At 71.1% G+C, this 19,075-nt stretch carries 19 protein-coding genes, 1 tRNA gene and 1 pseudogene; 9 read left to right on the top strand and 12 right to left on the bottom strand.

What is annotated here, in order from left to right:
• The first annotated feature begins 61 nt into the window (after nucleotides 1-61).
• Together MTQ10_RS14925 and pknB are read left to right on the top strand one after the other, a co-directional pair.
• Nucleotides 62-1,546 carry a peptidoglycan D,D-transpeptidase FtsI family protein gene (locus tag MTQ10_RS14925; protein ID WP_247467693.1) on the top strand — a complete coding sequence of 495 codons (1,485 nt, stop codon included), beginning with the start codon at nucleotides 62-64 and terminating at the stop codon, nucleotides 1,544-1,546.
• Between the two features lie 169 nt (nucleotides 1,547-1,715).
• The gene (pknB, locus tag MTQ10_RS14920) at nucleotides 1,716-3,701 is read left to right on the top strand and encodes a Stk1 family PASTA domain-containing Ser/Thr kinase (protein ID WP_247467689.1); all 1,986 of its coding nucleotides are present in this window, start codon (nucleotides 1,716-1,718) and stop codon (nucleotides 3,699-3,701) included.
• A gap of 276 nt (nucleotides 3,702-3,977) precedes the next feature.
• On the opposite strand, the gene MTQ10_RS14915 is transcribed toward pknB, so the two are convergent.
• From MTQ10_RS14915 to MTQ10_RS14895, 5 genes and pseudogenes are all read right to left on the bottom strand, one after another.
• Entirely contained in the window at nucleotides 3,978-4,721 is a 744-nt protein-coding gene (locus tag MTQ10_RS14915) for a class E sortase (RefSeq protein WP_374117611.1), read from the bottom strand.
• 11 nt (nucleotides 4,722-4,732) lie between these two features.
• On the bottom strand, nucleotides 4,733-5,824 hold the full coding sequence (locus MTQ10_RS14910) for a class E sortase (RefSeq protein WP_247467686.1): 1,092 nt from the start codon (nucleotides 5,822-5,824) through the stop codon (nucleotides 4,733-4,735).
• Nucleotides 5,821-6,459, bottom strand: coding sequence for an aminodeoxychorismate/anthranilate synthase component II (locus tag MTQ10_RS14905; RefSeq protein ID WP_247467683.1), 639 nt, complete (start codon nucleotides 6,457-6,459; stop codon nucleotides 5,821-5,823). The genes MTQ10_RS14910 and MTQ10_RS14905 overlap by 4 nt, the downstream gene beginning before the upstream one ends.
• Nucleotides 6,456-6,643, bottom strand: a pseudogene (locus MTQ10_RS14900) (hypothetical protein). The gene MTQ10_RS14905 and the pseudogene MTQ10_RS14900 overlap by 4 nt, the downstream one beginning before the upstream one ends.
• A 104-nt stretch (nucleotides 6,644-6,747) precedes the next feature.
• Nucleotides 6,748-7,527, bottom strand: a complete 780-nt coding sequence (locus MTQ10_RS14895; RefSeq protein WP_247467680.1) for a DUF881 domain-containing protein — start codon at nucleotides 7,525-7,527, stop codon at nucleotides 6,748-6,750.
• Nucleotides 7,528-7,649: 122 nt separating this feature from the next.
• Here MTQ10_RS14895 and crgA point away from each other — a divergent pair, with 122 nt between their 5' ends.
• Nucleotides 7,650-7,904: a cell division protein CrgA gene (gene crgA, locus MTQ10_RS14890; protein WP_247467661.1), complete on the top strand. Its 255-nt coding sequence runs from the start codon at nucleotides 7,650-7,652 to the stop codon at nucleotides 7,902-7,904.
• Between the two features lie 328 nt (nucleotides 7,905-8,232).
• Here crgA and MTQ10_RS14885 read toward each other — a convergent pair whose 3' ends face one another.
• Both MTQ10_RS14885 and MTQ10_RS14880 read right to left on the bottom strand, forming a co-directional pair.
• On the bottom strand, nucleotides 8,233-9,120 hold the full coding sequence (locus MTQ10_RS14885) for a rhomboid family intramembrane serine protease (protein ID WP_247467701.1): 888 nt from the start codon (nucleotides 9,118-9,120) through the stop codon (nucleotides 8,233-8,235).
• Nucleotides 9,121-9,390: 270 nt separating this feature from the next.
• A complete protein-coding gene (locus tag MTQ10_RS14880; protein WP_247467659.1) occupies nucleotides 9,391-9,924 on the bottom strand; it encodes a peptidylprolyl isomerase in 534 nt (177 codons plus the stop codon).
• Nucleotides 9,925-10,188: 264 nt separating this feature from the next.
• On the opposite strand from MTQ10_RS14880, the gene MTQ10_RS14875 reads away from it, so the two are divergent.
• Together MTQ10_RS14875 and MTQ10_RS14870 are read left to right on the top strand one after the other, a co-directional pair.
• The gene (locus MTQ10_RS14875; RefSeq protein WP_247467638.1) at nucleotides 10,189-10,893 is read left to right on the top strand and encodes a DUF5324 family protein; all 705 of its coding nucleotides are present in this window, start codon (nucleotides 10,189-10,191) and stop codon (nucleotides 10,891-10,893) included.
• 144 nt (nucleotides 10,894-11,037) lie between these two features.
• The gene (locus MTQ10_RS14870) at nucleotides 11,038-11,865 is read left to right on the top strand and encodes an NshR family nosiheptide/thiostrepton resistance 23S rRNA methyltransferase (RefSeq protein ID WP_247467633.1); all 828 of its coding nucleotides are present in this window, start codon (nucleotides 11,038-11,040) and stop codon (nucleotides 11,863-11,865) included.
• 10 nt (nucleotides 11,866-11,875) lie between these two features.
• Here MTQ10_RS14870 and MTQ10_RS14865 read toward each other — a convergent pair whose 3' ends face one another.
• Complete coding sequence (locus MTQ10_RS14865; protein ID WP_247467630.1) at nucleotides 11,876-13,252, bottom strand: helix-turn-helix domain-containing protein; 1,377 nt, start codon at nucleotides 13,250-13,252, stop codon at nucleotides 11,876-11,878.
• Between the two features lie 175 nt (nucleotides 13,253-13,427).
• On the opposite strand from MTQ10_RS14865, the gene MTQ10_RS14860 reads away from it, so the two are divergent.
• Entirely contained in the window at nucleotides 13,428-14,210 is a 783-nt protein-coding gene (locus MTQ10_RS14860; RefSeq protein WP_247467629.1) for a DUF4232 domain-containing protein, read from the top strand.
• Nucleotides 14,211-14,289: 79 nt separating this feature from the next.
• On the opposite strand, the gene MTQ10_RS14855 is transcribed toward MTQ10_RS14860, so the two are convergent.
• From MTQ10_RS14855 to MTQ10_RS14845, 3 genes are read right to left on the bottom strand one after another with little or no spacing between them, the layout of a single operon-like run.
• Nucleotides 14,290-15,045 carry an SDR family NAD(P)-dependent oxidoreductase gene (locus MTQ10_RS14855; RefSeq protein WP_247467626.1) on the bottom strand — a complete coding sequence of 252 codons (756 nt, stop codon included), beginning with the start codon at nucleotides 15,043-15,045 and terminating at the stop codon, nucleotides 14,290-14,292.
• Between the two features lie 21 nt (nucleotides 15,046-15,066).
• A complete protein-coding gene (locus MTQ10_RS14850; protein ID WP_247467561.1) occupies nucleotides 15,067-15,558 on the bottom strand; it encodes an SgcJ/EcaC family oxidoreductase in 492 nt (163 codons plus the stop codon).
• On the bottom strand, nucleotides 15,555-16,322 hold the full coding sequence (locus tag MTQ10_RS14845; protein ID WP_247467558.1) for an SgcJ/EcaC family oxidoreductase: 768 nt from the start codon (nucleotides 16,320-16,322) through the stop codon (nucleotides 15,555-15,557). Before MTQ10_RS14845 ends, MTQ10_RS14850 begins: the two co-directional genes overlap by 4 nt.
• Before the next feature lie 91 nt (nucleotides 16,323-16,413).
• Here MTQ10_RS14845 and MTQ10_RS14840 point away from each other — a divergent pair, with 91 nt between their 5' ends.
• Entirely contained in the window at nucleotides 16,414-16,941 is a 528-nt protein-coding gene (locus MTQ10_RS14840; RefSeq protein ID WP_374117610.1) for a MarR family winged helix-turn-helix transcriptional regulator, read from the top strand.
• A gap of 239 nt (nucleotides 16,942-17,180) precedes the next feature.
• Here MTQ10_RS14840 and MTQ10_RS14835 read toward each other — a convergent pair.
• A tRNA-Ala gene (locus MTQ10_RS14835) sits at nucleotides 17,181-17,253 on the bottom strand.
• Between the two features lie 180 nt (nucleotides 17,254-17,433).
• Here MTQ10_RS14835 and MTQ10_RS14830 point away from each other — a divergent pair.
• Nucleotides 17,434-17,979, top strand: coding sequence for a helix-turn-helix domain-containing protein (locus MTQ10_RS14830; protein WP_247467554.1), 546 nt, complete (start codon nucleotides 17,434-17,436; stop codon nucleotides 17,977-17,979).
• Nucleotides 17,980-18,077: 98 nt separating this feature from the next.
• Nucleotides 18,078-19,075, top strand: a 998-nt coding sequence (locus MTQ10_RS14825) for a serine/threonine-protein kinase (RefSeq protein WP_247467551.1), incomplete at its 3' end; no start/stop codon positions are given.

The raw sequence follows: 19,075 nt of genomic DNA, 5'->3' as shown, positions 1-19,075 counted from the left end.
GCCCGGCACCCGCCCCCGCCACCAACCCCGACGCCGAGATGACCCAGGTGGTCCGCCCGTCATGAACAAGCCCCTGCGCCGGATCGCGATCTTCTGCGGCCTGCTCGTCCTGACCCTGCTCCTGCGGGACAACTGGTTGCAGTACGTCAAGGCCGACTCTCTGGCGACGGACGACAACAACCGCCGTGTCACGATCGCCCGCTACTCCACCCCGCGCGGCGACATCATCGTCGACGGCCGTCCCGTCACCGGCTCCACAAAGACCAGCAAGTCCGGCCTGAACGACCTGGAGTACAAGCGCACCTACAAGGACGGCCCCATGTGGGCGCCGGTCACCGGGTACGCCTCCCAGGCGTTCGGCGCCAACCAGCTGGAGAACCTCGAGGACGGCATCCTCACCGGCAACGACGACCGGCTGTTCTTCCGCAACACCCTCGACATGGTCACCGGCAAGCAGAAGCAGGGCGGCAACGTCGTCACCACGCTGAACGCCGCCGCGCAGAAGGCCGCGTACAACGGGCTGAAGGCCCGCGGCGCCAAGGGCGCCGTCGTCGCGCTGGAGCCGTCCACCGGCAAGATCCTCGCGCTGGCCTCCTACCCGTCGTACGACCCCTCGGTGTTCGCCGGGAACAGCAACGACGACGCCGAGGCGTGGAAGAAGCTGCAGAAGAAGTACAACCCCGACGACCCGATGCTGAACCGGGCGCTGCGCGAGACCTACCCGCCGGGTTCGACGTTCAAGGTGGTCACGGCCGCCGCGGCGCTGGAGTACGGCAAGTACCCGGACGCGGACACCCCGACCGACTCACCGCTGCCGTGGATCATGCCGGACACCACGACCGAGCTGAAGAACGAGGGCAACATCCCCTGCAAGAACGCCACCATGCGGGAGGCGCTGCGGGTGTCCTGCAACACGGTCTTCGGCAAGATCGGCTCGGACCTCGGCAAGGACAAGATGATCGAGATGGCGGAGAAGTTCGGCTTCAACGCCGAGCAGTTCACGCCGGTCCGCTCCAGCGCCTCCGTCTTCCCCGAGAAGATCAACCGTCCGCAGACCGCGCTCAGCTCGATCGGCCAGTTCGAGACGGCCGCCACCCCGCTCCAGATGGCGATGGTGGCGTCCGCGGTGGCCAACGACGGCAAGCTGATGAAGCCGTACATGGTCGACAAGCTCCAGTCGTCGAACCTGGACACCATCGCGCAGACCGAGCCGCAGGAGCTGAGCCAGCCCCTGTCCTCGAAGAACGCGCAGATCCTCCAGTCGATGATGGAGACCGTCGTCAACGAGGGCACGGGCACGAAGGCCCGGATCAGCGGCGTCACCGTGGGCGGCAAGACCGGTACCGCCCAGCACGGTGTCGACAACAGTGAGAACCCCTACGCCTGGTTCATCTCCTACGCCAAGGTCGCCGACGGCAGCTCGCCGGTGGCCGTGGCCGTCGTGATCGAGGACGAGGACGCCAACCGCGGTGACATCTCCGGCGGTGGCCTCGCGGCCCCCATCGCGAAGAAGGTGATGCAGGCGGTGATCAACGCCAAGAAGTGAGACCGCTCACGTCACCTCCACATCGATGCACGTTGCGATACCGGTCCTGTATCGGGTGACGGGCTTGGCCAGGTCACGCAAACGGAGCCGGGTACGGTATGCCCGGACGGCAGCCTCCGGCCGCACACTCGTGCCGGCCGGGACCGACGGAGAGGGCTGGTAGGAAGCTATGGAAGAGCCGCGTCGCCTCGGCGGCCGGTACGAGCTGGGCCAGGTGCTCGGCCGTGGTGGCATGGCGGAGGTCTACCTCGCGCATGACACCCGCCTCGGGCGCCAGGTGGCGGTGAAGACCCTGCGCGCGGATCTCGCGCGCGACCCGTCCTTCCAGGCCCGGTTCCGCCGGGAGGCCCAGTCGGCCGCCTCGCTCAACCATCCCGCGATCGTCGCGGTCTACGACACGGGCGAGGACTACATCGACGGGGTGTCGATCCCGTACATCGTCATGGAGTACGTCGACGGCTCCACGCTGCGCGAGCTGCTCCACAGCGGCCGCAAGCTGCTGCCGGAGCGGGCCATGGAGATGACCATCGGCATCCTCCAGGGCCTGGAGTACGCCCACCGCAACGGCATCGTGCACCGCGACATCAAGCCGGCCAACGTCATGCTGACACGCACCGGTCAGGTCAAGGTGATGGACTTCGGCATCGCCCGCGCCATGGGCGACGCCGGCATGACGATGACGCAGACGGCCGCGGTGATCGGCACCGCCCAGTACCTCTCCCCCGAGCAGGCCAAGGGCGAGCAGGTGGACGCCCGGTCCGACCTGTACTCCACGGGCTGTCTGCTGTACGAGCTGCTCACGGTCCGCCCCCCGTTCGTCGGTGACTCTCCGGTGGCGGTCGCCTACCAGCATGTGCGGGAGGAACCGCAGGCCCCCTCGGTCTTCGACCCCGAGATCACGCCCGAGATGGACGCGATCGTGCTGAAGGCCCTGGTGAAGGACCCCAACTACCGGTACCAGTCGGCCGACGAGATGCGCGCCGACATCGAGGCCTGCCTCGACGGCCAGCCGGTCGGGGCGACCGCCGCGATGGGCTCGGTCGGCTACGCCGCCTACCCCGACGACCAGCCGACCACGGCTCTGCGGGCCGATCCGGGCGCCGCGGCCGGGGCGACGACGATGCTGCCGCCGATGAACCCGGACGACGGCGGGTACGGCTACGACGACCGTCCGGACCGGCGCCGCCAGAAGAAGTCCAACGCCTCCACGGTCCTGCTGGTCGCGGCGGCGGTGCTGGTCCTCGTCGGCGCGGTGCTGATCGGTATGTGGATCACCAGCAGCGGCGGCACGGACGACACGACGAAGGTCCCGCGGTTCATCGGCCTGAAGATCGACGACGCGCAGAAACAGGCGACCAACTCCGATCTGAAACTGGCGGTCAAGGAACAGCCCTGCGAGGACCAGCCGGCGAAGAACGTCTGCTCCCAGGACCCGGCCCCGCAGACCGAGGTCAAGAAGGGCGACACGATCAACGTCGTCGTCTCCACGGGTGCGCCCAAGCTGCCCGTGCCGGACGTGCAGGGCCTGTCCTTCGAGAAGGCCAAGGAGCAGCTGGAGGCGAAGGGCTTCACCGTCGAGAAGAAGGAGAAGGAGTCCGACCAGACGCCCGGTGTCGTCACCGACCAGGACCCGAAGGGCGACACGGAGCTGGAGAAGGGCTCCAAGGTCACCCTGACCGTGGCGGTGGCCCCGGCGACGGTGACCGTGCCGGATGTCACCAACGGTCTGACCTGTGACGACGCCAAGGCCCGGATGGCCGCCAACAACCTCGTCGGCACCTGTGTCGAGGTCCAGGTGACCAGCCAGGACCAGGACGGCAAGACGGTCGGCACGGACCCGGCGCCGGGCACGGAGGTCAAGAAGGGCTCCGAGGTCCAGATCAAGGTCGGCAAGTTCCAGCAGCAGCAGACGCCCGTGCCGACGGTCCGCAACCAGCGGCTGAAGGAGGCGCGGCAGGCGCTGGAGGCGGCCGGGTTCACCAACATCAATGTGGTGGGCAGCCAGGAGGACCGGGCCATAGTGATCAACCAGGACCCGCAGGGCGGCACCCCGGCCGACCCGGCGAGCACCACGATCACGCTGACGACCGTGGTCTTCGGCGGCGGCGGCAACGGCGGCCCCGGCGGTGACGACGGCGGCGGCCTCTTCGGCTGACGCCCGCCCCGCGCCTCGCGCACACGGCCGAGCCCCGGCATCCGGTAGCGGATGCCGGGGCTCCGGCGTTGTCGGGGGCGCGGGGGCGCGGGGCGGCTGTCGGCGGCGGTGAGGCCGGGCGGCCTGCGGCGGCGCGGACCGCGGTGGCTGTGGCCGGCCGGTGCGAGGCGGCCTGTGCGGCCGGGTGGTCGGTGCGGTGCGGTGCGGCCGGTGCGCCGGTGCGAGGCAGCCGGTGCGCCGGTGGGAGGCGGCCGGTGCGTGCTCCGGCCGGCGGTGTCAGCGCAGTTCGGCGGGCGGGGTGCGCTCGCTGTCCACCTTCTCCGTGCGGACCAGCTCGCCCCAGACGACGTACCGGTAGCGGCTCGTGTAGACGGGGGTGCAGGTGGTCAGGGTGATGTAGTGGCCCGGCTTCGTCCTGCCGGACTCCTTCGGCACCGCGTCGAGCACGTCGACGTTGTACTTCGAGGTCTCGGGGAGGATCGCGTACGCCTTGTAGACGTACCAGGTGTCCTTCGTCTCGAAGACGATCGGATCACCCTTCTTGATCTTGTCGATGTTGTGGAACTTGGCGCCGTGGCCGTCGCGGTGGGCCGCGAGGGAGAAGTTGCCCTTCTTGCCCGAGGTGGGCAGGACCGCCTTGACCGGGTCGGTGTAGTAGCCGGCCACGCCGTCGTTGAGGACCTTGGCCGAGGTGCCCTTCTCGACGAGGATCTCGCCGCCGCTCATGGCGGGCACGTGCAGGAAGCCGATGCCGTCCCCGGTGTCGAGGGCGCCCGGCCCGCCCGGTGCCGTGCCCCCCTGCGCCCAGTGGTCGCGGACCTTGTCGGCCTGCCGGTCGGCCTCCCGGTCGGCGATGACGTTCGTCCACCACAGGGAGTAGACGACGAACAGGCCGAGCACCAGGCCCGCGGTGATGAGGAGTTCACCGAGAACGCTGACGGCCATGGCGATCCGGCCGGGGCGGCGGCGTCCGCCGGACGGGGGTGGGGAGGTGTCGGTGTCCTCTGCGGTCGCTGCCACTGTTATCTGCCCTAACTCACGAGCGCATCCGGCTTGCCCTTGCTGCGCGGCCGTTCCTCGACCATCTTGCCCCAGACGATCAGCCGGTACTTGCTGGTGAACTCCGGCGTGCACGTGGTGAGGGTGATGTAGCGGCCGGGACCGGTGAATCCGGACCCGCGCGGGACCGGGTCGAGGACGGAGACATTGCTCGGTGAGGTCACCGGCAGCATCGACGCCATCTTGTAGACGTAGTAGGTGTCCTGGGTCTCGACGACGATGTCGTCGCCGGGCTGGAGCCGGTTGATGTAGCGGAACGGCTCGCCGTGCGTGTTGCGGTGGCCCGCCAGGCCGAAGTTGCCGGTCTTGTCGCCGGGCATCGCCGTCTTCAGCGGTTCCTGCCCGTAGTGGCCGACCATGCCCTTGTCGAGCACCTTCTTGTTGCTGACGCCCTCGGCTATGGGCACGACCACGTCGAGCCGCGGGATGTACAGGATGGCGAAGCCCTGCCCGGGCTCGAACACGCCGGGGTTGCGTTTGCCGTCGGCCCAGTCCTGCTGGAGGTTGCTGGCCTCCTTGCCGGCCTGCGCGTGGGCGCGCACGTTCGTCCACCACAACTGGTAGGTGACGAACAGCAGCATGAGCACGCCGGTCGTGATGAACAGTTCGCCGATGGCCCGGCTGACGAGGACCGCTGCCCCGGGCTTGCGCGCCCTGGCCTGCCGGCGGGCCTCGACACGGGAGAGCGGCGCCCGTGGCTCGTCGTCCGAGGGGGCGCCGGCCCGGTTCTCCGCCGGGGTTCCCGCGCCGCGTCGGCCGTGGCGACGCTTGGCGGCCTTCCTGCGGGCCGCGCGGCCTCCCGGTGCCCCGGCGGGGGCAGTTGAGGCGGACGAGGCCTCAGAGGCGGCTGTGGCGCCCTTCTCGGGGGGCGGGGGCACGCGCAGCGCCATCGTCTCGTCGTCGGCGGGCGGCACATAGGGCTCGCCGCCCCCTGCCGCGCACCCTTCGTCCGCGTATGTCCCCTGGTCGGTGTACGTCCCGTCCTGCGTCCCGTACGGCGCGGCGCCGTACTCGTACGGCACGGCGCCGTACGAGTCCTCGCGCTCGGGGCGCAGCGCGGTCACGCCGTGGCCCTGCCCACCACCGGGGCGAGCCCCGCAGACCTCGCCACGGCGTCGCGGTCGCCGCATTCGGCCAGCCAGTTGGCCAGCATCCGGTGCCCGTGCTCGGTGAGCACCGACTCGGGGTGGAACTGCACGCCCTCGACGGGGAGTTCACGGTGGCGCAGGCCCATGACGATGCCGTCGTGGGTGCGGGCGGTGACCTCCAGTTCGGCGGGCACGGTCGCCGGTTCGGCGGCCAGCGAGTGGTAGCGGGTCGCGGTGAACGGGGAGGGCAGTCCCGCGAAGACGCCCTTGCCCTCGTGCTCGACGAGGGAGGTCTTGCCGTGCAGCAGCTCCGGGGCGCGGTCCACGACACCGCCGTACGCCACCTGCATGGACTGCATGCCGAGGCAGACGCCGAAGACGGGGATGCCGGCGGCGGCGCAGTGGCGGACCATCTCGATGCAGACGCCCGCCTCCTCCGGCTTGCCGGGGCCGGGCGACAGCAGGACGCCGTCGAAGCCGTCGTCGGCGTGGGACGTGGCCACGTCGTCGTTGCGCAGCACCTCGCACTCGGCTCCGAGCTGGTAGAGGTACTGGACCAGGTTGAAGACGAAGCTGTCGTAGTTGTCGACGACGAGGATGCGCGCGCTCACGAGTTGTCCACCGTCACATCGTTGAAGGGAAGCAGCGGTTCGGCCCACGGGAAGACGTACTGGAACAGTACGTAGACCACGGCCAGGACGAGCACGATCGAGATCAGCGCCTTGATCCAGGCGTTTCCCGGCAGATGCCGCCAGATCCAGCCGTACATGCCGTCCCTTCCGTAGCCCACGGCATCACCCTCACGCCGTACCGCCCACCAGACTAACGGCGCGAGGGGTTCCGGTGGCCGTTGTCCACAGGGTGGGTGGAGCGTCACGTCCGGGCGGCCCGGCGCGGGGTCACTCCGCGGGACGGGCGTAGTGCAGGTTGAGGGCGCCGGTGTAGCCGGGCAGGGTGACGGTGCCGTCCTCGGTGACCTTCCAGCCGAGGCCGTACACATTGACGTACACCATGTAGTTCTGGATCGCGGGGGAGTCCGCGAGCGCCTTCTGCAACCGCTTCGGGTCACCGACGGCCTGGATCTTGTACGGCGGTGAGTAGACGCGGCCCTGGAGGATCAGGGTGTTGCCGACGCAGCGCACGGCGCTGGTGGAGATCAGCCGCTGGTCCATGACCTTGATGCCCTCGGCGCCGCCCTCCCACAGCGCGTTCACCACGGCCTGCAGATCCTGCTGGTGGATGACCAGGTAGTCGGGCTGCGGCTCGGGGTAGCCGGGGAGCTTGGCGGTGGCGTTCGGCGGGGCGTCGTTCAGGGTGACGGTGATGGCCTCGCCGGTCAGTTTCTGCGCGCCGGCGCTCTTCTCCAGGGCGTGGAGCCGGTCGTCGTCGGCCTTGGTGCTGCCGTCGTCGCGTCCGGCAAGGGCCTCGACCTCCCCGCGCAGGACGGCGTTGGAATCGTCCAGTTCCTTGTTCTTGCGGCTTCGCTCCTGAATCAGGTCGGAAAGCTTCAGCAAGGACGTGTCCGTGCGGATATTGGTGCCCTTGGCCGTCTGGAAACTGGTGAAGAAAAGGAGTCCCGCGAGGGCGAAGACCGCGACCGTGAGCACGCGGACAGGACGGAAGCCGCCCCGCTGAGGGGCACTGGATCCCGGCTGGGGGGAGTCGGCAGAATTGCTCAACGTACCCTTATCTCCTTCGGCGCCACGGAAGCACTACGCTAACGGACGCCCGGGGGAGTGCTCAGTGTCCCCCGATCCAGTTCCCTGCGCGGCCACGCAGCGCATCGACAGGAGAGACCCTCGTGCCGAAGTCACGTATCCGCAAGAAGGCCGACTACACGCCGCCGCCGGCCAAGCAGGCGGCGTCGATCAACCTGAACAGCCGCGGCTGGGTCGCCCCGGTGATGCTCGCGATGTTCGCGATCGGTCTGGCCTGGATCGTCGTCTTCTACGTCACCGACGGTTCCCTGCCGATCGACAGTCTCAACGAGTGGAACATCTTGGTCGGCTTCGGTTTCATCGCGGCGGGATTCGGCGTCTCCACGCAGTGGAAGTAGCCCGGCGCGGAGTTCCGTGCGAAGGGCCGCTCATGGCCTTCGTCCGCCCGGCCGCATAAGCCTGACCGCCATGGCGCATACCCCTGCCCAGGGGTATGCGCAGAGTTATCCACAGGCCTCGTCCACACCATGGGGACAAAAGAACGACGATCTGTGGATAACCTCTCGGAGGTTGACGCCGGTGTGACGGAAGTACCGCACACCACCGTCACTCGAAAGTCTGTTCGCCCCCTGCCTGACCTGCGGATACGTCGGCCGGCATCAGGGGGCACACCTGTTCCCGCACGCTGTGCACAAGATTCGCCACGTCCTGTGGACAACCGGGCGCTCAGGTGAGCTGGGCCGTCCTCAACAGGGTGATCAACACGATCGCGGCGAGGACCAGCGCACACGTGCCGTACTGCACCAGCGCTCTGCGCTCACGCGGGGCGTGCACCATCGCGTACCCCACCACCACACCGGCGACCAGGCCGCCGATGTGCGCCTGCCAGGCGATGTTCGACCAGGAGAACGTGAAGATCAGGTTGATCGCCAGCAGCGCGAGGACCGGCCGCATGTCCTGGTTCAGCCGGCGCAGCAGCACGGCCGTCGCCCCGAAGAGACCGAAGATCGCGCCGGAGGCGCCCAGCGTGGCCGAGGCGGGCGCCGCCAGCAGATAGGTCAGCGCGCTGCCCGCGAGACCGGACGTGAGGTACAGCGCGAGATAGCGGGCCCGGCCGAGGGCCGCCTCCAGCGGTCCGCCCAGCCACCACAGGCCGAGCATGTTGAACGCGAAGTGCCAGATCGCCTCGTGGGTGAACATCGACGTCACCATCCGCCACCACTCCCCGCCTGCGACCCCTTCGGTGGGGTGGAACGGGGCGGGCGGCCAGGCGCCGACCAGCACGAGGTCGTTCAGCACCGTCGTACTCGCCTGCACGGCGATGAACACGGCCAGATTGATCCCGAGGAGGATCTTCGTCACCAGGCGGGGGTCCGCGGCGATCGGCCCGCCCGCGATCGTGCGCGGCCGGACCGCCGCGGGCGAGGGCCCGCCGCCGGAGGCACCGCGCACACAGTCCGGGCACTGGAAGCCGACCGAGGCGCTGATCATGCACTCCGGGCAGATCGGGCGTTCGCAGCGGGTGCAGCGGATACCCGTCTCACGGTCCGGGTGCCGGTAGCAGGTCAGCGGGGTCTGCGCCGCCGGCCGGCCGCTGCCGGGAGCCTGCTCCATGAGATCCCCCAGGTCGTCGATGATCGCGGGGTGCCGCCCTGGGCCGTGTCCGCCTGACACGGGACGCACCCGCCCATCCTTACGGACGAGAGGGGCGAAAGGTTCCCGGTCGGCCGGTTTCGTCCGGCCGGTCTCCCCGGAAAGGCCGACCTCCGCCGACCACGCCAGGCAGGCCGTCCCCCGCCGGCCACGCCAGGCAGGCCGTCCCGCGCCGGTCGCGTCGGGACGCACTCCTCCGCCGGTCACGTCGGGAGGGCCTTCCTCCGCCGGTCACTCCTGGACGGTCTCCACCGCCACCGACTCGATGACGACGTCCTCCACCGGGCGGTGGGTGCGCGGATTGGTCGGCACCGAGGCGATCGTGTCGACGACCTTCCGCCCGGCCGCGTCGGCGACCTCCCCGAAGATCGTGTGCTTGCGGTTCAGCCAGGCCGTCGGGGCGACCGTGATGAAGAACTGCGAGCCGTTGGTGCCGGGACCCGCGTTCGCCATCGCCAGCAGATACGGCCGGTCGAAGCGCAGCTCGGGGTGGAACTCGTCGGCGAACTGGTAGCCGGGGTCGCCCGTGCCGTTGCCCAGCGGATCCCCGCCCTGGATCATGAAACCGCTTCTGACCTGGTGGAAGACCGTGCCGTCGTACAGCGGTGCCGTCGTCTTCTCCCCGGTCGCCGGGTGGGTCCACTCCCGCAGCCCCTGCGCCAGCTCGACGAAGTTCCTCACCGTGACGGGCGCGTGGTGCGGAAAGAGCCGCAGCCTGATGTTCCCGCGGCTGGTCCTCAGAGTGGCGTAGAGCTGCTCGGCCACGGTGCGCCTTCCCTCGTTCTCCGGTGCTGCCCCGAATCCTCCCACGCCGCCGTACGCCTCCGCGGAAAGTGCGCGGCGGTCCTCCCGGGACGGGAGCGCGCGGCGCCGATCCGTGGAATTGTGGACGACAGCGCCCGACAAGCACCGCGATGAGGCGTCTGCACCCGTATGCCCCTCCCCGCATGCCCGGCGGCTCCGGTGCAGGCATGATCCGCAAAAGGGTGGAAAGTCGAATTACCGTACGCCACCGAGGAGGAGGAACCCGTGACCCGCATCGACAGCGTGCGCGCCGCGACCGGTTCGGCGAAGGACAGCGTGCTGCACGCCGCGGAAGTGGTGGCGCCCTACGCCGACACGGCCAAGGAGAGGGCCGCACACTACGCACACGAGGCACGCGTACGGCTCGCGCCCAAGGTGACGCTGGCCGCCGAACAGGCCCGCGTCCAGTACGGCGCCCATGTCGCTCCCCGCCTGGAGCAGGCCCGCAGCCATGTGCCGCCGAAGGTGGACCTCGCCGCCCAGGAGGCGGCGCTGCGCGCCCGGAAGGCGGCGCTCCAGGCCGCCGAGTACTCCCGGCCGAAGCTCGAGCAGGCGGTGGCCGCCGCCGGACCCGTCCGTGACGAGGCCGCCCTGCGTGCCGCCGCCGCCCTGGCCGCCCTGCGCGGTCAGGTGACCGCCGAGGACATCCACCGCCTGGCCCGCAGGAACGCGCGGCGCGCCAGGACCGGCCACGCCCTGCGCGTGCTGGCCGTGCTGGGGCTCCTCGCGGGTGGGGCGTTCGCCGCGTGGAAGTGGTGGGACAAGCAGGCCAACCCCGACTGGCTGGTGGAGCCGCCCGAGGCGACGGAAGTGCCCGAGTCGGGCCGTCTGACCTCGGTCGACGGCAGCGGCGAGGCCGCGCTCGACCCGGAGGTCCAGGCCAAGGAGGCCGCAGAGAAGGACACCTCGGAACGGGACGACCAGAGCTGAACGAGCACCGGCCGGCGCGGCCGGGGCAGGGACCCCCGGCCGGCGCCGGCCGCCGTCACAACCGCCCCGAGTGCGGGGTCGCCCCCCTCCCCCCGGTCCCGGCACCGGAGGGATGAAGGGGACAGCAGGGCCTAGACTGCGCGCATGACTGAGCTGGACACCATCACGAATGCCTCCGACCCCGCGGTCCAGAGGATCATCGACGTCACGAAGCATTCGCGGGCCAGCGTCAAGACCACGCTGATCGAGGACACCGAGCCGCTGATGGAGTGCATCCGCGCCGGTGTGCAGTTCATCGAGGTGTACGGCTCCAGCAGCACGGGCGTCGACCCGGAGCTGCTCGATCTGTGCCGGCAGCGGGAGATCCCGGTCCGGCTGATCGACGTGTCGATCGTCAACCAGATCTTCAAGGCCGAGCGCAAGGCGAAGACGTTCGGCATCGCGCGCGTGCCGCGCCCGGCCCGGCTCGCGGACATCGCCGCGCGCGGCGGTGACGTCGTCGTCCTCGACGGGGTGAAGATCGTCGGCAACATCGGCGCGATCGTGCGGACCTCGCTGGCGCTGGGCGCCGCGGGCATCGTCCTCGTCGACAGCGACCTGACGACCATCGCCGACCGGCGCCTGCTGCGGGCCAGCCGCGGCTATGTCTTCTCCCTGCCCGTCGTCCTCGCCGACCGCGAGGAGGCGGTCTCCTTCCTGCGGGACGACGACATCGCGCTGATGGTGCTGGACGCCGACGGCGACCTCGGGGTGAAGGACCTCGGCGACCGGCCGGAGGACCGGCTGGCACTGGTGTTCGGCAGCGAGAAGGGCGGCCCCTCGGGGCTGTTCCGGAAGGCCGCGGCGGCCACGGTGTCGATCCCGATGCTCAGCTCCACCGAGTCCCTGAACGTGTCGGTGTCCGTCGGCATCACCCTGCACGAGCGCGCCGCCCGCAACTTCGCCGCCCGCCGCGCCGGCGAACAGGGCTGAGGCAGCGCCCTCACCCGGTCCGCTCGATCCATTCGTTGCCGCCCAGCGGGTAGTCGTAGCCGGGCCGCCCCTCACCGGCGCTCGTCCGGAACGGCTTCCCGTCGTCGTCGATGCGGACCGTGCCCCTGCGGGAGCCGCTCGACCAGTCCAGGGTCAGCTCCCAGCGCACGTCGTGCGCGACGGTACGGGCCGTGACGTAGAAGACCTCCGGGTCGGACTCGCTGACCTTGTACGGGAATCCGTGCCGTGCGCCGCCGACGGCGACCGTCGGGCTGCCCTCGTCCAGGTCGACGGTGAAGGACGCGGTCTCGACGTCACCGCCGCAGCCGACGCCCATCGAATAGTCGTTCCAGGCGAGCGGCTTGCCCTTGCTGACGATCCGTACGTGCAGAGCCTCCAGGACGACGGTCTCGGGGCCGGTGCCCTGCACGGTGACGGCGATCTCCTGCTCGGTGGAGGACACCGCGCCGTACGCGTCGGACCAGCGCGGGGCGTCCTGCTCACCGGCGGGCGGACCGACCTGCTCGGGCTCGCTGTCGACGAGGAAGTGCCGGCTGCACGGGGTGTCGTAGACGTACGGCCGGACCCCGACCGCGAGCGGCAGCCCACCGGAGGCCGAGGACGCGGTGGACGAGGCGCGGGCGGACACCGGGGCGGAGGGTGCGCCGCTCGCGCCGCTCTCCGAGGCGGACGGCGATGCGGAGGCGGACGGGGTGGACGTCGAGGGCCGGGCGGTGGCGGCACCGGCCGTGTCGCCGGGGGCGGCCCCGGCCGTGGCACCGGCGGGCCGCCGGCCGCCCTTGTCGTCCGTGCCCCGGTCGGAGAACGGTTGCAGCGCCAGCGTCACGGCGCCCAGCACGGCGACCACGGAGGCCGCGGCGATCCATGCCGTACGGCGGCGCCGCCACGGAGAGGCGGAGGGCGCCGTGCGGGCCGGGGGCGCGTCGTCAAAGGACAGGGCCTCCGTGGGAGGCGGCGCCTCGTCGGACGCCGTCGGCGCGACAGGCGACGGGGACCGGTCCGGGTCCTCGGCCGGCTGCGGCGCCGGACCGCTCCGGGATGGCTCCGGCGAACCCGGCGCCGGCTCCGTCGCCGGGTCCGGGTCCGGGGTGCCGGCCGCCGCCCGCCCGCGCGACGCGTCGGCGAGGACCCATCGGCGGTGCAGCTCCACCAGTTCCTCGGGGGTCGCTCGGCACACTCTGGCGAGCCGTTCGACCGGCGCGTACTCGTTCGGCACGGCGGCGCCGTTGCAGTAGCGGTGCAGCGTCGAGGTGCTCATGTGGAGGCGCTTGGCGAGCGCCCCGTAACTGAGCCCCGAACGGTCCTTCAACTCGCGCAGCAGCGCCGCGAAACCGTCCTCCACGCCCCCGGTCACCTTCCTCTTCATCCCACCACGTCCCAGTCACCCGTTCCAGGAGAGGGACATTCCCCCTGGTCAGAGCCCGTTCCAGCGTTCCGGTGTCCCTGATGACCGGTCAACTGTGGTGCCTGGGACGGATCACGGCACAAGCTCTGGTCATCCAAACACCCCGCACCGCGGAACGACGAAAGGGCTCGACCACATGTCCACGATCCGGAACTCCCGTACCCGCCTGCTGACCGCCGCCGCCGGTGTCGCACTCGCCGCGCTCTCCCTGACCGCGTGCAACGGCGACGGCACAGGCGTCAACGACGAGGGTGCCGCTCCTGCTTCCTCGTCCGCGGCGACGTCCTCCCCGTCGGCGGCGGCGTCGGAGTCCGCCGCGTCCTCCACGGGCTCGAACCCGGACGCCGGCTCGTCCTCCTCCGGCAAGGGCTCGGGCGGCTCCGGCTCCCAGGCCTCCGGGGGCCAGGCAGGCGGTCAGGCCTCGGGGGCCCAGGCCACGGGGGGCCGGTCGAAGCCCACGGCCAAGGCGCCCGGCTCCTCCGGCAAGCCCGTCACGTGCGACGGCTCCAACACGAAGACGGTCGCCGCGCCCGTGGCCCGCCCCGTCAACCACATGCTCCTCACCGTCACCAACACCGGTTCCGTGCCGTGCTACCTGTACTACTACCCGGCGGTCCAGTTCGGTGAGGCGCAGTCCGTCCCGCCGGTCGTCGAGGACTCCCAGCCGCAGGCCGTCGTCACGCTCGACCCGGGCCGGTCGGGGTACGCCGGCGTGCTGCTGTCCGCCACGGACGGCAGCGGCGGCCACGGGCACACCGAGAAGTCCCTCAAGGTCCACTTCTTCGGGAAGGGCGGCCCCGGCAGCGGCAGCGTCGGCAAGGCCGCGACCCCGTCGCTGCCCTCCCAGGGCGTCTACGTCGACGACTCGATCCGCGTGACGTACTGGCAGCAGGACATGGGCGACGCCCTGACCTGGTGAAGGCGGCGGGCCGTCCGGCGCCGCCTCTCCGGCCGACCCGATGCCCGAGCCGGCCGCCCCGGGCCTGGGGCCGGCCGGCTCAGTGCCCGGCCGGCGCGAGCAGGGCGAGGCGGGCGCGGCGGGGCAGGACACGGGCGGTGGTGACGAACAAGGCGTTCTTCCAGCCGGATGCGACGGTGGGGCGGCTGCGGTTCCGCAGCGCCGTGAGCGCTGCCGTCACCACCTGCCCGGGGGTCTGCACGAGGGCGGCCGGGGTGTCGTCACCGGTCTGCGGCCGGGACTCGGTGGCCGTCACGCCGGGGCACAGGCCCAGGACGTACACGCCGCGGTCCTTGTGCTCGTACCAGAGCGCTTCGGACAGCGCCGTCACGAACGCCTTCGTGGCGCTGTAGACGGCCAGGTCCGGCATCGGGGCGAACGCCAGCGTGGAGGAGACGTTCAGCAGGGCGTCGCCGGGTTCGGCCTCGGTGAGGAAGCGGTGGGCGAGGACGAGCAGGGCGTCGCAGTTCAGCCGGGTCGTGGCCAGGGCGTCGTCGAGGGGGACGCCGGTGAAGGGGCCGGCCACGGCGGTGCCGGCGTTGTTGACCAGCAGATGGACCTTCTCCCTGCCCAGGACGTCGAGGACGCGCTGTCTGCCGTCGGCGGTGGTGAGGTCGGCCTCCAGGCAGATGTGACCGGGGCCCAGCTCGTTCCTCAGGGCGCCGAGCCGGCCGGGGTCACGGGCCACGGCGATCACCCGGTGTCCGTCGGCGGCGAGCCGGCGGGCGAACTCCCGTCCGATGCCCGCGCTCGCCCCGGTCACCAGAGCGGTCCTGCGGTGTTCCGTGCCGACCATGGTGTGTCCTCCCTGGCGGGCTCAGCCGGCGGCGGGCCGGGTGGAAGGCTGGAGACGGAAGGAGAACGCCTCCATCAGCGGCCTGCGCCGCGTCTTCTGGACGGCGGCGATCCGCCACTGCCCGTCCGTGTCCCGGACGACCGTGTACGTGGCGACCTTGCCCGGCCTCCTCGGCCGACGGGTGCCCTTGTGGACGTCGCCTCGGGTGACGACGACTGCGGTGCCCTGCCCGTGCAAGCGCAGGTCGGTGATCTCCAGGGCGAGGCGGGTGCCTTTGAGGAAGCTGTCGAAGAGGGCCTGGTGGGCGCGTCCGATCTCGGCGGCGCCGCGGTAGACGGTGCCGACGTAGGTGACGTCCGTGGCGTCCTCGGTGAACTGCGCGCCGTAGCCGGCGCCGTCGCCGCGGTCCCAGGCGTCACGGCTGCGGTCCAGGAGGGCGCGGATCGCGGTCTCGTCGGCGGTGCGGGTGGACTCCGCGGGCTGACAGGCGGAACGGGGGTGACGGGTGCTCACTTCTCGGCCTCGGGTTTCGTGTCGGGGGACAGCAGGAACGAGATGCGCTCCATGACGCGCTGGCGCTGGGTGTTGTGGAACGCGGCGATCCGCCAGTCGTGGCCGCTCTGCCGGACCAGCGTGTACGTCTGCGTCTTGGACAGGTCCGCGGGCTTCTTCGGGCTGCCGGTGTAGGTGTCGCCGCGGGTGGTGACGACGGCGGTGTCGGGGCCGTAGAAGCGGATGTCGAGGAAGGAGTCCGCGAGCCGGGTGTCCTTGAGGAACCCGTCGAACAGCGCGCGGTGGGCCTCGGCGATGTCGCGGCGTCCCCGGTAGTGCGTGCCGACGTAGGTGGTGTAGGTGGCGTCCTGTGTGAACTGGGCGCCGAACGCCGTGGCGTCGCCCCGGGCCCAGGCGCCGGTGAGTTCCCGCAGTCTGCCGCAGACGGCGGCGTGGTCCTCGGCACCGGCCCGGCCGGCCGGGGTGGCGACGACGGCCGGGGTGACCGCGGCGCAGTCGGCCTGGCCGACGTCGTGCACGTCGGAGGTGGCGTCGAGCCACAGATATCCGCCGCCGGCCGCCGCGGCGAGCGTCAGCACGGTGCCCGCCAGGGCGATCTTGATACGGCGGCGCCGGCGCGTCCGGCGGGTGCGGCCCTGCGCCGGAGCCCGGGGCGTCTCGGCCTTCTCGGCTTTCTCGGACGGCTCGGACGCCTGGGACGGCTGGGCCGGCTGCGACGGCCGGGACGGCGACGCGGCGGTCCCTTCAGCGGTGGTGGCCACCATGGATTCCCCTCCCCGTGGTAACTTCTCAAGAGAAGTTTCTTTGTCGAAGATTTCTCTTCCTTGAGGAAGACATTAGAGAGTGGGACACCCCGTGTCAACGCCGAACGCACCGCAGAACCCGGAGCAGCCGGAAACCGAGCCAGGCCCCCGGCTGCCGGTCCCGGGCGGGGAGACCGACGCCGCCCGCGTCTACCGCGAGTACCTGAGCGCCGTGATGCTGCACGGACACGCGAGCGCGCGCGCCTGCGACCTGGGCGCGACCGATCTGTACGCGCTGAACATCCTCCAGCTCGGCGGCCCGATGACCCCCGGTGAGCTGGGCACGCGCACGGGCCTGACGACCGGGCCGACGACGCGTCTCGTCGACCGGCTGGAACGCGCCGGCTACGTCCGCCGCACCCCCGACCCGGAGGACCGCCGCAAGGTCATCGTCGAACCCGTCGGCAAGCCGGCCGACCTGGACCTGGTCATGGCCCCCGCCCGCCAGAAGATCGGCGAGATCCTGCGCGGCTACTCGGCCGAACAGCTCCACACCCTGTTCGACTACTTCACGCGGGCCACCAGCGCCTACCGGGAGGCCGCCGAACAACTCGGCACCCGCACCCCCACCACGAAATGACCGCCGCCGACGGTCCCGTGAGCGGGCGGCAGGTCACCACCGGGGCGGGAGAACCGGCTTGCGGCGCCCGGCGCGGCGAGCGGAACGGCCGGTCGGTACCGATGGGCCGCCCCCGCCCCGACCGGCCGGGCCCCAGGGCTGCCGCCGTGAGCACCGTCACGCCCGCCCTGTACCGGCCCCGGGAACACGAAAATGCCCCCCGCTCTGCGTCACCGCAGATCAGAGGGCATTCGACGGGGTGGAGCCTAGGGGAGTCGAACCCCTGACATCCGCCATGCAAAGACGGCGCTCTACCAACTGAGCTAAGGCCCCGCAAGGGAGGCGCCCGCCAAAAGGACCACGTCCCGGCGGATGCCTCGCACCAGACTACCCGGTCGCCCCCCGTATCTCACAAAAAGATTGGGGGTCCCCGCACACAACCACGCTCCGTAAGATGCACGGCGGGTTCGCTACAGCGAAGCCACAGTTTTGGGGAAGCGATGGGGAGACGCAATGGACGCCGCACAGCAGGAAGCCACCGCCAGAGCGCGGGAACTGCAGCGGAACTGGTACGGGGAGCCGTTGGGGGCGCTCTTCCGTAAGCTCATCGACGACCTGGGGCTCAACCAGGCGCGTCTGGCGGGGGTACTGGGGCTGTCGGCCCCGATGCTGTCCCAGCTGATGAGCGGTCAGCGGGCCAAGATCGGCAATCCCGCGGTCGTCCAGCGGGTACAGCTGTTGCAGGAGCTGGCGGCACAGGTCGCGGACGGCAGCGTCAGCGCCGCCGAGGCGACCGAGCGCATGGAGGAGATCAAGCGCTCGCAGGGCGGCTCGGTGCTCACCACCACCAACACGACGAACAGCTCGGGCGCTCCGACGGTCAAGCGCGTGGTCCGCGAGATCCAGTCGCTGCTGCGCTCGGTGGCCGCCGCCGGCGACATCCTCCAGGCCGCCGACACTCTCGCCCCGGCCCATCCCGAACTGGCCGAATTCCTCAGGGTGTACGGCGCGGGCCGTACCGCCGACGCGGTGGCGCACTACCAGTCCCACCAGAGCTGACCACAGGGGGGCGGGCACGACCGGCGGCCGACGGACGACCCGGCGTCGGAGCGCCACGACGTCAGGGCGTTCCACAGGGGGAGGAGCAGCGCACAGCGATGGGTGAGGTGTTCGCCGGCCGGTACGAACTGGTCGATCCGATCGGACGCGGCGGCGTCGGCGCGGTCTGGCGCGCCTGGGACCACCGCAGGCGCCGCTACGTCGCCGCGAAGGTCCTCCAGCAGCGCGACGCCCACTCCCTGCTGCGGTTCGTCCGCGAGCAGGCGCTGCGCATCGACCACCCGCATGTGCTCGCCCCCCACAGCTGGGCCGCCGACGACGACAAGGTCCTGTTCACCATGGACCTGGTCACCGGCGGCTCGCTCGTCCATCTCGTAGGGGACTACGGCCCTCTGCCGCCGCGCTTCGTGTGCCTGCTGCTGGACCAGCTGCTGTCCGGCCTGGCCGCCGTGCACGCGGAGGGCGTCGTCCACCGCGACATCAAGCCGGCCAACGTCCTGCTGGAGGCCACCGGCACGCGCCGCCCCCGGCTGCGGCTGTCGGACTTCGGCATCGCGATGCGGTTGGGCGAACCGCGTCTGACGGAGACCAACCTCGTTGTGGGGACGCCGGGTTATCTCGCGCCCGAGCAGGTGCTGGGCGCCGAACCCGACTTCCCCGCCGATCTGTTCGCGGCGGGACTGGTCGCCCTGTATCTGCTGGAGGGCGCCAAGCCGGACACCCGGGCGCTCGTGGAGCTGTTCACGGAGCACGGCACACCGGGCGCCCCCAAGGGCATCCCCGAGCCGCTGTGGCAGGTCGTGGCGACCCTCCTCCAGCCCGACCCGGAGGACCGTTTCCGCACGGCGACAGGGGCGCGCAAGGCCCTCGCCGCGGCGGTGGAACTCCTGCCGGAACCTGGACCGGACGACGAGATCATCGAGGTCTTCGACCAGATCGGTCCCCTGCCTTCGGGGTACGGCCCCGAAGGCCCCGAGCGGACGCGGGAGCAGGACGACACGGGCACCGCCCCACGACCCCCTCTGTCCGCACCTCCACCGGCACACCCGCCGACACCCTCCCGACCGGCCCCGGTACCGCCCTCCACCCCGGCCCC

Source organism: Streptomyces sp. XM83C (assembly GCF_023072675.1).
GTDB lineage: Bacteria > Actinomycetota > Actinomycetes > Streptomycetales > Streptomycetaceae > Streptomyces > Streptomyces thermocoprophilus.
This window is presented reverse-complemented; position numbering and strand designations above follow the sequence as displayed.

Coding starts and splice junctions, on each gene's coding strand:
- MTQ10_RS14925 (WP_247467693.1), top strand. CDS start 62: ATGAACAAGCCCCTGCGCCGGATCGCGATCTTCTGCGGCCTGCTCGTC.
- pknB (WP_247467689.1), top strand. CDS start 1,716: ATGGAAGAGCCGCGTCGCCTCGGCGGCCGGTACGAGCTGGGCCAGGTG.
- MTQ10_RS14885 (WP_247467701.1), bottom strand. CDS start 9,120: ATGGAGCAGGCTCCCGGCAGCGGCCGGCCGGCGGCGCAGACCCCGCTG.
- MTQ10_RS14870 (WP_247467633.1), top strand. CDS start 11,038: ATGACTGAGCTGGACACCATCACGAATGCCTCCGACCCCGCGGTCCAG.
- MTQ10_RS14865 (WP_247467630.1), bottom strand. CDS start 13,252: ATGAAGAGGAAGGTGACCGGGGGCGTGGAGGACGGTTTCGCGGCGCTG.
- MTQ10_RS14860 (WP_247467629.1), top strand. CDS start 13,428: ATGTCCACGATCCGGAACTCCCGTACCCGCCTGCTGACCGCCGCCGCC.
- MTQ10_RS14855 (WP_247467626.1), bottom strand. CDS start 15,045: ATGGTCGGCACGGAACACCGCAGGACCGCTCTGGTGACCGGGGCGAGC.
- MTQ10_RS14845 (WP_247467558.1), bottom strand. CDS start 16,322: ATGGTGGCCACCACCGCTGAAGGGACCGCCGCGTCGCCGTCCCGGCCG.
- MTQ10_RS14830 (WP_247467554.1), top strand. CDS start 17,434: ATGGACGCCGCACAGCAGGAAGCCACCGCCAGAGCGCGGGAACTGCAG.